This window comes from Enterobacter huaxiensis, assembly GCF_003594935.2.
Lineage (GTDB): Bacteria > Pseudomonadota > Gammaproteobacteria > Enterobacterales > Enterobacteriaceae > Enterobacter > Enterobacter huaxiensis.
The window spans coordinates 1363385-1378555 of record NZ_CP043342.1 but is presented as its reverse complement, the minus strand read 5'-3'; the positions used below and the strand labels follow the sequence as shown (position 1 = coordinate 1378555).

The following is a 15171-nucleotide window of genomic DNA, read 5'->3' as shown; positions in this document are numbered from 1 at the left end:
TTAATTCATCAATGGATGCAATAAATCGATTTTATTTCTCAAAGGGAAAAAAGCACAATAGCGATATCTGATTTCAGGAGTCACTATGAAACTCTTCCGTATCCTCGATCCGTTTACGCTTACCCTTATTGTTACCGTTTTACTGGCCTCCTTTTTCCCCGCGCGCGGTGGTTTTGTTCCGTTCTTTGAAGGGCTGACTACGGCGGCCATCGCCCTGCTGTTCTTTATGCACGGGGCCAAACTCTCCCGTGAGGCAATTATTGCGGGGGGCGGTCACTGGCGTCTGCATCTCTGGGTAATGTGCAGCACCTTCATTCTGTTCCCGATACTCGGCGTGCTGTTTGCCTGGTGGGCACCGGTCAACGTCGACCCGGCGCTGTATACCGGCTTCCTCTATCTGTGCATTCTGCCAGCCACCGTTCAGTCTGCGATTGCCTTTACCTCGCTGGCGGGCGGTAACGTTGCCGCCGCCGTCTGTTCGGCTTCAGCCTCCAGCCTGCTGGGGATATTTGTTTCGCCGCTGCTGGTTGGCCTGCTGATGAACATGCACGGTGCAGAAGGCAATCTTGAGCAGGTCGGTCGCATCTGTCTGCAGCTGCTGCTGCCGTTTGTCCTTGGGCACCTGTCCAGACCATGGACCGGCGCATTCGTGGCGAAGCACAAGAAGTGGATCTCGAAAACCGACCAGACGTCCATTTTGCTGGTGGTCTATTCCGCCTTCAGCGAAGCGGTAGTGAATGGGATCTGGCACAAGGTGGGCGCAGGCTCGCTGCTGTTTATCGTGGTGGTCAGCATTGTCCTGCTGGCGATTGTGATTGCGGTGAACGTGTTTGTGGCCCGCAGGTGCGGTTTCAATAAAGCGGATGAGATAACCATTGTCTTCTGCGGGTCGAAAAAGAGCCTGGCGAACGGCATACCAATGGCCAACATATTGTTCCCGACTTCAGTGATTGGGATGATGGTGCTGCCGCTGATGATATTCCATCAAATCCAGCTGATGGTCTGCGCCGTGCTGGCGCGTCGTTACAAGGCCCAGACGGAGAAGCTGGCGCAGGAAGAAGCCCGCGCCGCGAAGGCTTAAGGCCGCTTAAGGGGCTGAACCAGCTGGGTCAGCCCCTCGGTTTTAATCAGCAGCGTGATGGCCATCAGCTCGCCCAGCCGCCCGGCCGGAAATTCATCCTTACGGGCAAACCACAGCAGATACTCCTCCGGTAAATCAATCAGCCTGCGGCCCTTGTACTTACCGAACGGCATTTCCGTATTGGCGATCTCAACGAGCTGTTCTTTTTCCACGTTACTCTCCTAACAGGCGCAGCATTTCCGCTTCGTCGATAACGTCGATACCCAGCTCCTGGGCTTTTGCCAGCTTCGAACCGGCGGCTTCCCCGGCGATCACCAGATCGGTTTTCTTCGACACGCTGCTCGCTACTTTTGCCCCTAATGCCACCAGGCGCGCCTTCGCGTCATCGCGGGAAAGCTGGCTCAGGCTACCGGTCAGCACCACCGTTTTCCCGGCAAACGGGCTGTCAATCTCTTCGGCGTTGACCACCACCGGCGCGGGCCATTTGATGCCCTCTTCCAGCAGCTTACCGATCACCTCACGGTTGCTCTCTTCCGCAAAAAAGTTAAAAACGTGCGTGGCAACCACGATGCCGACGTCAGGCACTTTCTGCAGGTCTTCAATGCTGGCTTTCTCCAGCGCGTCCAGCGTGCCAAAGTACGCCGCCAGCCCGGCGGCCGTGGCTTCACCTACTTCACGGATCCCCAGCGCATAGAGGAAGCGGGCAAAGGTAGTTTCTTTCGCCGCTTCCAGGGCGTTAACCACGTTCTGCGCCGATTTCGGCCCCATACGGTCAAGCCCGGTCAGCTTGCCCGCCGTCAGCCTGAACAGATCCGCAGGCGTATGGACATACTCTTTCTCAACCAGCTGGTCGATAATCTTGTCGCCCATGCCGTCGACGTCCATCGCGCGACGGGATACAAAGTGCTTCAGCGCTTCTTTACGCTGCGCGCCGCAGATTAACCCGCCCGTACAGCGCGTCACTGCCTCGCCTTCTACGCGCTCAACGTCTGAACCGCAAACCGGGCAGTGCGTCGGGAATTCAATAGCGCGCGTCTCTTCGGGCCGCTCTGACTCAACGACGTTCACCACCTGAGGGATCACGTCTCCCGCGCGGCGAATCACCACTTTGTCACCAATGCGCAGGCCTAGGCGTTCAATTTCATCGGCATTGTGCAGCGTGGCGTTGCTCACCAGCACCCCGGCGACCTGAACCGGCTCCAGGCGGGCAACCGGGGTAATGGCCCCGGTACGGCCAACCTGGAACTCCACGTCGCGAACAAAGGTCTTCTGCTCCTGCGCCGGGAACTTAAAGGCCACCGCCCAGCGCGGCGCGCGCGCCACAAAGCCGAGCTGTTCCTGTAAGGCAAGGGAGTTGACCTTGATCACCACGCCGTCGATATCGAAGCCGAGTGTAGGCCGGTCTTCTTCAACCTTGTGGTAGAACGCCAGCACATCCTCCGGGGAATCGCAAAGCCGCACGCGGTTGCTTACCGGTAACCCCCACTCTTTAAACTGCAGCAGGCGCCCAAGGTGCGTATCAGGCAGCTCGCCGCCCTCCAGAATACCAACGCCGTAGCAGAAGAAAGTAAGCGGTCGCTTCGCGGTAATGCGCGGGTCGAGCTGGCGCAATGAACCTGCCGCCGCGTTACGCGGGTTAGCAAACACTTTCCCGCCGGTGCGTCGCGCTTCTTCATTAATTTTTTCAAAGCCCGCCTGCGGCAGGAACACTTCACCACGCACTTCCAGACGCGCTGGAATGTTCTCACCGCGCAATTTGAGCGGGATAGCGCGGATGGTCCGCACGTTGGTGGTAATGTCTTCACCCGTGGTGCCATCACCGCGCGTGGCGGCACGCACCAGCACGCCGTTTTCATAAAGGATGCTCACCGCCAGACCGTCCAGCTTCAGCTCGCAGCACCAGCTAAGGCTATCGCTGCTCTTCAGACGATCCTGCACGCGCTTGTTGAACGCGAGGAAACTCTCTTCATCAAAAACGTTATCCAGCGACAGCATCGGCACTTCGTGGCGCACCTGGCTGAAGGCCCCCAAAGGCTCTGCACCGACGCGCTGGGTTGGAGAATCAGGCGTTACCAACTCCGGGTGCTGCGCCTCTAATTCGCGCAGCTCGCGCATCAGGCGGTCATACTCCGCATCCGGTACTTCCGGGGCGTCCATAACATGATAGAGATATTCATGATGGCGAAGCGTGGTTCGCAGTTCAGTGAGTTGTTGTTCGATTGAGTCCATATCGCACCATCAATGAGAAAAAACCCCCGACATGCGGGGGTTCAGGAGGAGATGAAGTAAACGCGACGATTACGCGTTGGCTTCCTTAACTTCGCGGATGCGGTCCTGATACTCGCGCAGCTTCTGCGGCGTCATCATACGACGCTGATCGTCGAGTACCACGCCGCCGACTTCGTCGGCGATGTGCTGAGCGGACTGCAGCATCAGCTTGAAGTTTTGCAGTTCGTCTCCGTAGGACGGCACCTGCATAAAGATTGTCACGCCCGGCGTCACGAAATCACCGGTCATTTCCGGATCGAACGTGCCGGGGTTAACCATGTTCGCCAGGCTAAACAGAGCCGGGCCGCTACCGTCCGGGCTGAGATGACGATGGAAAATATTCATGTCGCCAAACTTAAAGCCTGCCTGTTCAATACTGTTAAGCAGCACGTCACCGTTCAGATGGCTGCCATGATGCGCACCCACGTTCATGATGATCACCGTTTCTTTGCGCTGTGGTTTTTCCACAACGGGCGCTGGCTCGACAACCGGCTCAGGCTCAACGAGTGGCGCGGGCTGTGGCGCAGGCTCAGGCTGCACATGAACAGGCTGTTGAACCGGCTGCGGAGGCTGCTGCACGGGCTGCTGTTGTACCGGCTGTTGTATCGGCTGCGGCGCAGCAGGCTGCTGATGCACAGGCTGTTGCGGCGGCTGACGCACCGGCTCTTCCACAGGCTGCGGCGCGGGCTGGCGCGGCTGTGCAGAAGCGTACGGCGGTTGATACTGGTGCTGCGGAGCGCGGGGGGCGTCATGCTCCCCATGAGCTGCGCCGGGCGCAGTATTGACCCGATGAACACGCACTTCACCCACGCCGTCGTCTTCGCTGCCGACGATGTCGTCTTCTACGTCATCGTCACCACGACTGGACTTCATGCGCTTCAGTGGGCGATCGCGAAACATAGAAGAGCGCTCTTTACGACTGGTCCAGAAACCATGCACCAGTAAAGCGATTATGGCGATCGCGCCAACAATGATTAATATCAGACGCAAATCCTGCATCATTATATTCTCTGTTGTTCTAACACCTTGCCACCACGGCAAACATTTACTCACTAAGAGTATTTGCCGTTTACGTCAAGTGCAAGTGCGTGCAGAGCATTCACAGCATAAAGATGCGCTAAAACGTGCTTTTTGCTGTTTTTTCGAACATTTCCGAACTGGTCATTGGTTCGTAACTGGATAATATAGGCGAGCAATTCCACTGGTTGTGTAAAAAGGAGTACAGCCTGGCTATGGTTTCATCATCTTCTTCATCTCCGCGCAGCGGCGTCTGGTATTTTTCTCAGGGCTGGAAACTTGTCTCTCTACCGGGCATTCGACGCTTCGTCATCCTCCCTTTGTTGATCAACATCGTTCTGATGGGCGGTGCCTTCTGGTGGCTGTTTACCAAACTGGAAAGCTGGGTGCCCGCCATCATGAGCCATGTGCCGGACTGGCTGCAGTGGCTGAGCTATCTGCTGTGGCCGATCGTGGTTATCTCCGTGCTGCTGGTCTTTGGCTATTTCTTCTCGACAATCGCAAACTGGATAGCCGCGCCGTTTAACGGCCTGCTGGCCGAACAGCTTGAAGCACGCCTGACCGGCGCCACGCCGCCCGATACGGGCATTCTTGGGATCATGAAAGACCTCCCGCGCATCATGAAGCGTGAATGGCAAAAATTTGCCTGGTACCTTCCCCGGGCGATTGTGCTGCTGATCCTCTATTTCGTCCCGGGCATTGGCCAGACGGTCGCCCCTGTGCTGTGGTTCCTGTTCAGCGCGTGGATGCTCGCCATTCAGTACTGCGACTATCCGTTCGATAACCACAAGGTCCCGTTCAAAGAGATGCGCACCGCCCTGCGCACGCAGAAAGTGGCGAATATGCAGTTTGGCGCGCTGACCAGCCTGTTCACCATGATCCCGTTCCTGAATCTGTTCATCATGCCGGTCGCCGTATGCGGTGCGACGGCGATGTGGGTGGACTGCTACCGTGCTAAGCACGCGTTATGGAAGTAATGCAAAAATGTGTAAAACAGGGGTGGCTTATGCCGCCCCTTATTCCATACTGATCCCCATTATTTCCTTGCAGCATATAGATATGCGAATTCCTTACTTCCCCATACTTATTCAACAGGTATGCTGGGTCGGTATCCCAATTTCATACAGTTAAGGACAGGCCATGAGTAAGATTTATGAAGACAACTCGCTGACTATCGGTCATACGCCCCTGGTTCGACTGAACCGTATCGGTAATGGACGCATCCTGGCGAAGGTCGAATCACGTAACCCGAGCTTCAGCGTGAAATGCCGTATCGGTGCAAACATGATTTGGGATGCTGAAAAACGTGGCGTTCTGAAGCCGGGCGTTGAGCTGGTTGAGCCAACCAGCGGTAACACCGGTATTGCGCTGGCCTACGTTGCGGCGGCCCGCGGCTACAAGCTGACGCTAACCATGCCTGAGACCATGAGCATCGAGCGCCGCAAGCTGCTGAAGGCGCTCGGCGCGAATCTGGTCCTGACCGAAGGCGCGAAGGGTATGAAAGGTGCCATTCAGAAAGCCGAGGAAATTGTAGCCAGCGATCCGGCAAAATATCTGCTGCTTCAGCAGTTCAGCAACCCGGCTAACCCGGAAATTCACGAAAAGACCACCGGCCCGGAAATCTGGGAAGATACTGACGGCCAGGTTGACGTGTTTATCTCCGGCGTAGGTACCGGCGGTACGCTGACCGGCGTGTCTCGCTATATTAAAGGCACAAAAGGCAAAAAAGAGTTGATTACCGTAGCCGTTGAGCCAACTGACTCACCGGTTATCGCGCAGGCGCTGGCGGGTGAAGAACTGAAGCCAGGCCCGCACAAAATTCAGGGCATCGGCGCGGGCTTCATCCCGGGAAACCTGGATCTCAAGCTGATTGATAAGGTTGTTGCCATCACCAACGAAGAAGCCATCTCTACCGCCCGTCGCCTGATGGACGAAGAGGGTATTCTGGCAGGTATCTCTTCCGGTGCTGCCGTTGCGGCCGCGCTCAAACTTCAGGAAGATGAAACCTTTACCAATAAGAATATTGTGGTTATCCTGCCTTCCTCGGGTGAGCGTTACTTAAGCACGGCGCTGTTTGCGGATCTCTTTACTGAGAAAGAACTGCAACAGTAATGCCAGCATGTTAAAAACGCGTAAAAAAGCACCTTTTTGGGTGCTTTTTTGTGGCCTGCTTCAAAGTTTTACCCCTCCTGCCATTGATTCACCCCGTTGGGTCTGGTATTTAAACCAGCAATTATTTTGAAGCGTGAAATTAATCAGTGAACGAAATTGCCTTGCTGAATCGATTTTATGATTTGGTTCAAGTCTTGCTTTCGCTGCATAATGTTTAATGACGATTGAAACGTCAGCGCTAACAATACAGGCTAAAGTGAAGCCGCCAGGCTAGACTTTAGTTCCACAACACTAAACCTATAAGTTGGGGAAATACAATGTTCCAGCAAGAAGTTACCATTACCGCTCCGAACGGTCTGCACACCCGCCCTGCTGCTCAGTTTGTTAAAGAAGCGAAAGGCTTCACTTCTGAAATCACTGTAACTTCCAACGGCAAAAGCGCTAGCGCTAAGAGCCTGTTCAAACTGCAGACTCTGGGCCTGACTCAGGGCACCGTAGTCACCATCTCTGCGGAAGGTGAAGACGAGCAGAAAGCAGTTGAGCATCTGGTTAAGCTGATGGCTGAGCTCGAGTAAGTTTCCGGGTTCTTTTCAATATCAGTCACAAGTAAGGTAGGGTTATGATTTCAGGCATTTTAGCATCCCCGGGTATCGCTTTCGGCAAAGCACTGCTGCTGAAAGAAGACGAGATCGTCATCGACCGGAAAAAAATTTCTGCCGACAAGGTTGATCAGGAAGTTGAACGTTTTCTGAGCGGTCGTGCCAAGGCATCTGCGCAACTGGAAACCATCAAGACTAAAGCTGGCGAAACTTTCGGTGAAGAAAAAGAAGCCATCTTCGAAGGGCATATCATGCTGCTTGAAGATGAGGAGCTGGAGCAGGAAATCATAGCCCTGATTAAAGATAAAGGCATGACGGCCGACGCGGCTGCGCATGAAGTTATCGAAGGTCAGGCAACTGCCCTGGAAGAACTGGATGACGAATACCTGAAAGAGCGTGCGGCTGACGTACGTGACATCGGTAAGCGCCTGCTGCGCAACATCCTGGGTCTGGCCATCATCGACCTGAGCTCCATTCAGGACGAAGTAATCCTGGTTGCCGCCGACCTGACCCCGTCCGAAACCGCACAGCTGAACCTGAACAAGGTGCTGGGTTTCATCACTGATGCAGGTGGCCGTACTTCCCACACCTCAATCATGGCGCGTTCTCTTGAACTGCCTGCCATTGTGGGTACCGGTAGTGTGACCTCTCAGGTGAAAAACGACGACTATCTGATTCTGGATGCCGTAAACAACCTGGTTTACGTCAACCCAACTAACGAAGAGATCGAGCAGCTGCGCGCCGTTCAGGAGCAGGTTGCCACCGAGAAAGCGGAACTCGCTAAACTGAAAGACCTGCCAGCTATCACGCTGGACGGCCATCAGGTAGAAGTGTGCGCGAACATCGGTACCGTACGTGACGTTGACGGCGCTGAGCGCAACGGTGCGGAAGGTGTGGGTCTGTATCGTACTGAATTCCTGTTCATGGACCGTGACGCCCTGCCAACTGAAGAAGAGCAGTTCGCTGCGTACAAAGCCGTGGCTGAAGCCTGTGGCTCTCAGGCAGTTATCGTCCGTACCATGGACATCGGCGGCGACAAAGAGCTGCCGTACATGAACTTCCCGAAAGAAGAGAACCCGTTCCTGGGCTGGCGTGCAGTGCGTATCGCTATGGATCGCAAAGAGATCCTGCGTGACCAGGTTCGCGCTATTCTGCGTGCCTCCGCTTTCGGTAAGCTGCGCATCATGTTCCCGATGATCATCTCTGTTGAAGAAGTGCGTGCACTGAAGAAAGAGATCGAAATCTACAAACAGGAACTGCGCGACGAAGGTAAAGCGTTTGACGAGTCAATCGAAGTGGGCGTGATGGTGGAAACACCGGCAGCCGCGACCATTGCGCGTCATTTAGCCAAAGAAGTTGATTTCTTTAGTATCGGCACCAATGATTTAACGCAGTACACCCTGGCAGTTGACCGTGGTAATGATATGATTTCACATCTCTACCAGCCGATGTCACCGTCCGTACTGACGCTTATTAAGCAAGTTATTGATGCTTCTCATGCAGAAGGTAAATGGACTGGCATGTGCGGTGAGCTTGCAGGCGACGAACGTGCTACACTTCTGTTGCTGGGTATGGGTCTGGACGAATTCTCTATGAGCGCCATTTCCATCCCGCGCATCAAGAAGATTATCCGTAACACGAACTTCGAAGATGCGAAGGTATTAGCAGAGCAGGCTCTTGCTCAACCGACAACGGACGAGTTAATGACGCTGGTTAACAAGTTCATTGAAGAAAAAACAATCTGCTAATCCACGAGATGCGGCCCAATTTACTGCTTAGGAGAAGATCATGGGTTTGTTCGATAAACTGAAATCTCTGGTTTCTGATGATAAAAAAGACTCCGGAACTATTGAGATTGTTGCTCCGCTCTCTGGCGAGATCGTCAACATTGAAGACGTGCCGGATGTAGTGTTTGCTGAGAAAATCGTTGGTGATGGCATTGCTATCAAACCAACTGGCAACAAAATGGTTGCTCCAGTTGACGGCACCATCGGTAAAATTTTTGAAACCAACCATGCGTTCTCTATCGAATCTGATAGCGGTATCGAGCTGTTCGTTCACTTCGGTATCGACACCGTTGAACTGAAAGGCGAAGGCTTCAAGCGTATCGCGGAAGAAGGCCAGCGCGTTAAAGTTGGCGACCCGGTGATTGAATTCGATCTGCCACTGCTGGAAGAAAAAGCGAAGTCTACCCTGACTCCGGTTGTTATCTCCAACATGGACGAAATCAAAGAACTGATCAAACTGTCCGGCAGCGTGACCGTGGGTGAAACCCCGGTTATCCGCATCAAGAAGTAATTCTTGCCGCACAAAGAAATGGCGCCTTCGGGCGCCATTTTTGTTTATGCCGGCAGGATAAGCTCGTCGTAGCCTTTTTCATGCGTGTAGACCATCACCTCGGTGACGCGGTCCCCCGCAAGACGAATGGCATCCGCAACGATTTTCCCTTCGACAATACCGCTTACCAGCTCCGAGCAGAAGAGATCGCCCGTCCCCTTCAGATCCGTCTCTACGCGCGGGTGCGCACTTACCGTAATACCCTCTTTGGTGACCAGCACCACGTGAATATTTTCCGGGTCATCGGCTACCGGTGCGCTGGTGATCGCAACCCACTTCAGCGAGTCAGAGAGCAGCCCCTGCGCGGCGGCGATGGCGCTTTCCGGCGTTCGGCACGCTTTCCCGCTTAACACCTCAAGCTCAAATACGTTCGGCGTAATGCCCTGCGCCAGCGGCAGCAGATGCTCCCGATACGCTTCGGGGATCTCGGGCTTAACGTACATCCCGCTGTCGATATCGCCCATCACCGGGTCGACCAGCACCGGCAGGTCAGGATGCTGCATTTTAATGGCCTTAAGCCACATTGCCAGGAGTTCAATCTGGCTCGCGCTGCCCATATAGCCGGTCGTGACCGCCTTTAGTTCGCGTAAAATCTCACGTTCTTCAAGCGCCTTCAGATAGCCGCTGAACCACTCGTCGGGGATCACCCCGCCGTAGAAGGTGTCATAGTGCGGCGTGTTGCTGAACAGTACCGTCGGCACCGCCGTGACGTTCAGCTGATGGGTGCGAATATTCGGCACCGCGATGCTGTTCCCCACGCTGCCGTACACCACCTGCGACTGCACCGCGACAATATCGGTTTGCTGCGCCCGGGTTTTATCCCGGAATAAAATCATCTCCATGACGCTTAAATCCCCGCCCCCTGCGAATAACTCTCTTCACCAAACACGCCGGTAGACAGGTAGCGATCGCCGCGATCGCAGATAATCGCCACCACCACCGCACCCGGGCTTGCGTTAGCTACCCGAATTGCCCCCGCTACCGCGCCGCCAGAACTGACGCCGCAGAAGATGCCCTCACGCACGGCCAGTTCACGCATGGTATTTTCCGCCTCGCGCTGGTGAAGATCCAGCACCTGATCCACAAGCTGGGCATTAAAAATGCCCGGCATGTACTCTGCGGGCCAGCGGCGAATGCCGGGAATGCTGCTCCCCTCTTCCGGCTGCAGGCCGACAATGGTGACGGCTTTTTCCTGCTCGCGCAGAAAACGCGATACGCCGGTAATGGTGCCGGTCGTCCCCATGCTGGAGACAAAGTGGGTGATACGCCCGCCTGTCTGCTGCCAGATTTCCGGGCCGGTCGTGGTGTAGTGGGCGTACGGGTTATCCGGATTGTTGAACTGGTCCAGCAGCTTACCTTCGCCGTACTGAGACATGGACAACGCCAGGTCGCGCGCGCCCTCCATTCCCTGCTCTTTGGTCACCAGAATCAGCTCTGCGCCGTAGGCGCGCATCGCTGCCCGACGCTCCTGGCTCATGTTGTCCGGCATCAGGAGCTTCATGCGGTAGCCTTTCAGCGCGGCAATCATCGCCAGCGCAATACCGGTGTTGCCGCTTGTCGCCTCAATCAGCACGTCGCCAGGCTTTATCTCGCCGCGTTTTTCGGCCTGGACAATCATCGACAGCGCCGCACGGTCTTTCACCGACCCCGCCGGGTTGTTGCCTTCAAGTTTGACCCAGATTTCGCTACCGTTGTCTGGCCCCATGCGCTGAAGCTTGACCAGAGGCGTGTTGCCGATGGTGTGTTCGAGTGTATTCACGATTTTTACTCAATAAAAAAGCCGGGTGGCGCTTCGCTTACCCGGCCTACAAGACGCAGTTTTAGCTGTAGGCCCGGTCAGCGCAGCGCCACCGGGCGATAAACATCCTAATAACCTATCAGGCTGACTCCGCCAGAGCAATATCCTCGCGCATCTCGATACGCTCGTTGCCGTGATAAATACGGGCATGCTGCAGCCCAACAAACAGGCGCTCGCCCCGGTGCGGCGGCACGTCGTCGCGCATGACCACGGTCAGCGGCTCGGTATACCAGCCCAGCGGCTGTACCACCAATTGGGTGTAATGCCCTTTAGGGCTAGCTTCCAGCACCTGCACCGGCAGCGGAGAATCCAGGCTGGTACGGCGGCTTACGTCCACTTCCCACGGGCGCAGGAACAGATCGACCGGCCCCTGATACGCAGCGGTATAGCCCAGCGGCCAGCGGTGTGCCCCCACGTGGAACTGACCGCCGCGAATGGTGCCCTGCATACGGTTCACTTCCCCCATAAACTCGAGCACGAAGCGGGTGGCCGGTTCACGCCAGAGCTGCTCAGGCTCGTCCACCTGTTCGATGTTGCCCTGGCTCATCACCACCACGCGGTCAGCGACCTCCATCGCCTCTTCCTGATCGTGGGTTACGAAGACGCTGGTGAACTTCAGCTCCTCGTGCAGCTGGCGCAGCCAGCGGCGCAGCTCTTTACGCACCTGGGCATCCAGCGCGCCGAAGGGTTCATCCAGCAGCAGAATTTGCGGCTCAACGGCCAGGGCGCGGGCAAGCGCTACGCGCTGCTTCTGCCCGCCGGAAAGCTGAGCCGGGAAGCGATCCGCCAGATGGGCAAGCTGCACCATCTCCAGCAGTTTGGTCACTTTCGCCTTGATGGCGGCCGCGTTTGGCCGCTCGCGCTTAGGCAATACGGTCAGGCCAAACGCGATGTTGTCGAACACGGTCATGTGGCGGAACAGCGCGTAGTGCTGGAACACAAAGCCGACCTTACGATCACGGGCATGCAGGCGGCTCACGTCGGTACCGTGAAAGCGGATATGCCCGCTGGTCTGATGCTCAAGCCCGGCGATAATACGCAGCAGCGTGGTTTTGCCCGAACCAGACGGCCCCAGCAGCGCTACCATTTGTCCGGAAGGGATATCCAGCGAGATATCATTCAGCACCTGGGTGCGACCAAAAGACTTCTTAATATTGGCAATCTCAATGCTCATGATTTCCCTCCTGATGCTGACGTTTTTCCTGATTCTCTAAACGCCACTGCACCACACTCTTTAAAAACAGGGTCAAAATCGCCATCAGCGTCAGCAACGCTGCGGCAGTAAAGGAACCGACGCTATTGTAGTCCTGTTCCAGTAGTTCAATCTGCAGCGGCAGCGACAGGGTTTCGCCGCGAATGGAGCCGGATACCACCGACACGGCGCCAAACTCACCAATCGCGCGGGCGTTGGTCAGCACCACGCCGTAGAGCAGCGCCCAGCGAATGTTCGGCAGCGTGACGCGGCGGAACATCTGCCAGCCGGAAGCGCCCAGCAGTACGGCCGCTTCATCTTCATGGCTGCCCTGGCTTAGCATGACCGGCACCAGCTCGCGCACCACAAACGGACAGGTTACGAAGACGGTCACCAGAACCATGCCCGGCCAGGCGAACATAATTTGCAGATTGTGCTCGTCCAGCCAGCCGCCAAGCGGGCCATTCGAACCGTAAAAGAGCAGGTAAACCAGACCGGCCACCACCGGCGATACCGCAAACGGAATATCCAGCAGGGTCAACAGCAGCTGGCGGCCCGGGAAGTCAAAGCGCGTCACCAGCCAGGCCAGCAGCACGCCAAAGACCAGATTCACCGGTACGGTAATCAGTGCAATCATCACCGTCAGCCAGATGGCGTGCAGCATGTCCGGGTCGGCCAGGTTTTGCAGCGCGGGCATGATCCCTTTGCTGAAGGCCTGAACAAAGATGTACACCATCGGCACCACGAGAATGAACGCCGATACCAGCACCCCCGTGCCAATCAGAAACCATTTTCCCCAGTTGATACGGGGTGCGTCATAGCGCTTCAATTGAGTCACTTCCGCCATTAATGACCTACCACGCGTCGACCAAATCGACTTTGCAGAGTGTTGATTGAGAACAGCAGCAGCAGCGACGCGGCAAGGATCACCGAGGCAATCGCGCTCGCCGCCGGATAATCAAACTCCTGCAAACGGACGAAAATCATCAGCGAGGTCACTTCTGTTTTCCACGCGATGTTCCCGGCGATAAAGATCACCGCGCCAAACTCGCCGAGGCTGCGGGTGAAAGAGAGCGCCACGCCCGCGAGCAGTGCCGGAGAGAGCTCCGGCAGGACAACCTTACGGAAGCTCTGCCAGCGCGTAGCGCCCAGCGTTTCCGCCGCTTCTTCATATTCCGGACCTAGCTCTTCCAGCACCGGCTGAACGGTACGCACCACAAAGGGGATGCTGGTAAAGGCCATCGCCACCGCGATACCGAGCCAGGTGTAGGTCACTTTGATATCAAACTTCGCCAGCCACTCGCCGTAAAAACCGTTCACGGAGAAGAGCGACGCCAGGGTTAAGCCGGCCACCGCCGTCGGCAGCGCAAACGGCAGATCCATTAACGCGTCGAGCAGCGTGCGGCCCGGAAAGCGATAGCGGGTTAAAATCCACGCCATCAGCAGGCCGAACACGCCGTTGAAGATCGAGGCCACAAACGCCGACAGCAGCGTGACCTTATAGGCCGCCACCACCTGTGGGTTGGTTACCACGTCCCAGTACTGCGCCCAGCTCATTTCAGAGATCTGGACCACCAGCGCGCTGAGCGGTAACAGCAAAATCAGACAGACGAACAGCAGGCTGGTCCCGAGGCTTAAGGTAAAGCCCGGCAGCACGCGTCTGGAGGACACTGCAAACATTACTTACGCCCCGCCGCCAGCAGTTTGTCCAGCTCACCGCCGCTGGCAAAATGCGTTTTCATCACCTCAGGCCAAGCGCCAAAATGATCTTCCACGCGGAACAGGTCGGTCTGCGGGAATTTGTCCTTCAGCTTGTCCATCACGGCCGGGTTGTTGACGCGGTAGTAGTAATCGGTGATCACGGTCTGCGCCTGCGGGCTATAGAGATAGTTCAGGTAGGCTTTTGCCGCCTTCTCCGTGCCGTTGGCTTCGACGTTTTTATCCACCCATGCGACCGGGAACTCGGCCAGGATGTTGGTTTTCGGGATTACCACCTCAAAGCCCTGCGCTTCATACTGTTTACGAATATTGTTCACTTCGGATTCAAAGCTGATCAGCACGTCGCCCAGGCCGCGCTCGGCAAAGGTTGTCGTCGCCCCACGGCCGCCGGTATCAAACACTTCGACGTTTTTCAGGAACTGGGTCATGAACTGCTCGGTCTTCGCTTTATCGTTACCGTCAGCTTTATCCGCCGCGCCCCACGCCGCCAGATAGGTGTAGCGCGCGTTGCCGGAGGTTTTTGGATTCGGGAAAATCAGCTTCACGTCAGAACGCACCAGGTCGTTCCAGTCGTGGATATTCTTCGGGTTGCCCTTACGCACCAGGAAGCCCATGGTGGAGTAGAACGGCGAGCTGTTGTTCGGCAGTCGGCTCTGCCAGTCCGCCGGTATAAGCTTGCCTTTGTCATGCAGGATCTGCACGTCGGTTACCTGGTTATAGGTCACCACATCCGCCTTCAGCCCCTGCAGGATCGCCAGCGCCTGCTTGGATGAACCCGCGTGAGACTGTTTGATGGTGAGCTTGTCGCCGTTATTGTCTTTCGCCCACTGCTGTTCAAACTGCGGATTAAGGGCGGCAAACAGCTCGCGGGATACATCATAGGAACTGTTGAGCAGCTCGGTTGCCTGCGCCTGCGCCACCAGCAGTAAACCCGCCAGCGCCAGAGATCCTTTTTTCAGTACAGTAACGGCCATTGCGCACCCTTATAAATGTGATGACTATCTTATGGTCATAATATTTATAACGAGTACCAAAGGAGTAACGGTTT

Annotated in this window: 15 protein-coding genes; 6 read left to right on the top strand and 9 right to left on the bottom strand. The window is 56.0% G+C overall.

All coding sequences use genetic code 11. The features are described 5' to 3' along the window. Window positions 1-85 precede the first annotated feature (85 nt). Entirely contained in the window at window positions 86-1081 is a 996-nt protein-coding gene (locus tag D5067_RS06660) for a bile acid:sodium symporter family protein (RefSeq protein ID WP_119937374.1), read from the top strand. Here the strand turns inward: D5067_RS06660 and D5067_RS06655 are convergent. The 3 genes from D5067_RS06655 to zipA form a co-directional block, all read right to left on the bottom strand. Further along, window positions 1078-1293: a DUF3820 family protein gene (locus tag D5067_RS06655; protein ID WP_003861328.1), complete on the bottom strand. Its 216-nt coding sequence runs from the start codon at window positions 1291-1293 to the stop codon at window positions 1078-1080. The two genes, D5067_RS06660 and D5067_RS06655, sit on opposite strands and share 4 nt — an antisense overlap. 1 nt (window position 1294) lies before the next feature. After that, window positions 1295-3310: an NAD-dependent DNA ligase LigA gene (gene ligA / locus D5067_RS06650; RefSeq protein WP_119937375.1), complete on the bottom strand. Its 2016-nt coding sequence runs from the start codon at window positions 3308-3310 to the stop codon at window positions 1295-1297. Window positions 3311-3379: 69 nt separating this feature from the next. Continuing rightward, a complete protein-coding gene (gene zipA / locus D5067_RS06645) occupies window positions 3380-4351 on the bottom strand; it encodes a cell division protein ZipA (protein ID WP_119937376.1) in 972 nt (323 codons plus the stop codon). A gap of 230 nt (window positions 4352-4581) precedes the next feature. Between zipA and cysZ the strand changes: the two genes are divergently transcribed. From cysZ to crr, 5 genes are all read left to right on the top strand, one after another. Next, on the top strand, window positions 4582-5343 hold the full coding sequence (gene cysZ, locus D5067_RS06640; RefSeq protein ID WP_119937377.1) for a sulfate transporter CysZ: 762 nt from the start codon (window positions 4582-4584) through the stop codon (window positions 5341-5343). A 163-nt stretch (window positions 5344-5506) separates the two neighbouring features. Then, window positions 5507-6478, top strand: a complete 972-nt coding sequence (cysK, locus tag D5067_RS06635; protein WP_119937378.1) for a cysteine synthase A — start codon at window positions 5507-5509, stop codon at window positions 6476-6478. A 317-nt stretch (window positions 6479-6795) separates the two neighbouring features. Further along, window positions 6796-7053 (top strand): phosphocarrier protein Hpr, encoded by a 258-nt coding sequence (ptsH, locus tag D5067_RS06630; RefSeq protein WP_000487600.1) that lies wholly within the window; start codon window positions 6796-6798, stop codon window positions 7051-7053. Between the two features lie 44 nt (window positions 7054-7097). Continuing rightward, a complete protein-coding gene (ptsI, locus tag D5067_RS06625) occupies window positions 7098-8825 on the top strand; it encodes a phosphoenolpyruvate-protein phosphotransferase PtsI (RefSeq protein WP_119937380.1) in 1728 nt (575 codons plus the stop codon). A 40-nt stretch (window positions 8826-8865) separates the two neighbouring features. Beyond that, a complete protein-coding gene (crr, locus tag D5067_RS06620; protein WP_003861316.1) occupies window positions 8866-9375 on the top strand; it encodes a PTS glucose transporter subunit IIA in 510 nt (169 codons plus the stop codon). 44 nt (window positions 9376-9419) lie between these two features. Here the strand turns inward: crr and pdxK are convergent, their stop codons facing one another. From pdxK to D5067_RS06590, 6 genes are all read right to left on the bottom strand, one after another. Next, window positions 9420-10256 (bottom strand): pyridoxine/pyridoxal/pyridoxamine kinase, encoded by an 837-nt coding sequence (pdxK, locus tag D5067_RS06615; RefSeq protein ID WP_119937381.1) that lies wholly within the window; start codon window positions 10254-10256, stop codon window positions 9420-9422. Window positions 10257-10261: 5 nt separating this feature from the next. After that, entirely contained in the window at window positions 10262-11173 is a 912-nt protein-coding gene (gene cysM / locus D5067_RS06610) for a cysteine synthase CysM (protein WP_119937382.1), read from the bottom strand. 118 nt (window positions 11174-11291) lie between these two features. Beyond that, window positions 11292-12386: a sulfate/thiosulfate ABC transporter ATP-binding protein CysA gene (gene cysA, locus D5067_RS06605; protein WP_119937383.1), complete on the bottom strand. Its 1095-nt coding sequence runs from the start codon at window positions 12384-12386 to the stop codon at window positions 11292-11294. Then, window positions 12376-13251 carry a sulfate/thiosulfate ABC transporter permease CysW gene (cysW, locus tag D5067_RS06600; protein WP_119937384.1) on the bottom strand — a complete coding sequence of 292 codons (876 nt, stop codon included), beginning with the start codon at window positions 13249-13251 and terminating at the stop codon, window positions 12376-12378. Before cysW ends, cysA begins: the two co-directional genes overlap by 11 nt. Then, on the bottom strand, window positions 13251-14084 hold the full coding sequence (cysT, locus tag D5067_RS06595; RefSeq protein ID WP_119937385.1) for a sulfate/thiosulfate ABC transporter permease CysT: 834 nt from the start codon (window positions 14082-14084) through the stop codon (window positions 13251-13253). The genes cysW and cysT overlap by 1 nt, the downstream gene beginning before the upstream one ends. Then, a complete protein-coding gene (locus D5067_RS06590) occupies window positions 14084-15097 on the bottom strand; it encodes a sulfate ABC transporter substrate-binding protein (RefSeq protein ID WP_119937386.1) in 1014 nt (337 codons plus the stop codon). The genes cysT and D5067_RS06590 overlap by 1 nt, the downstream gene beginning before the upstream one ends. Window positions 15098-15171 lie beyond the last annotated feature (74 nt).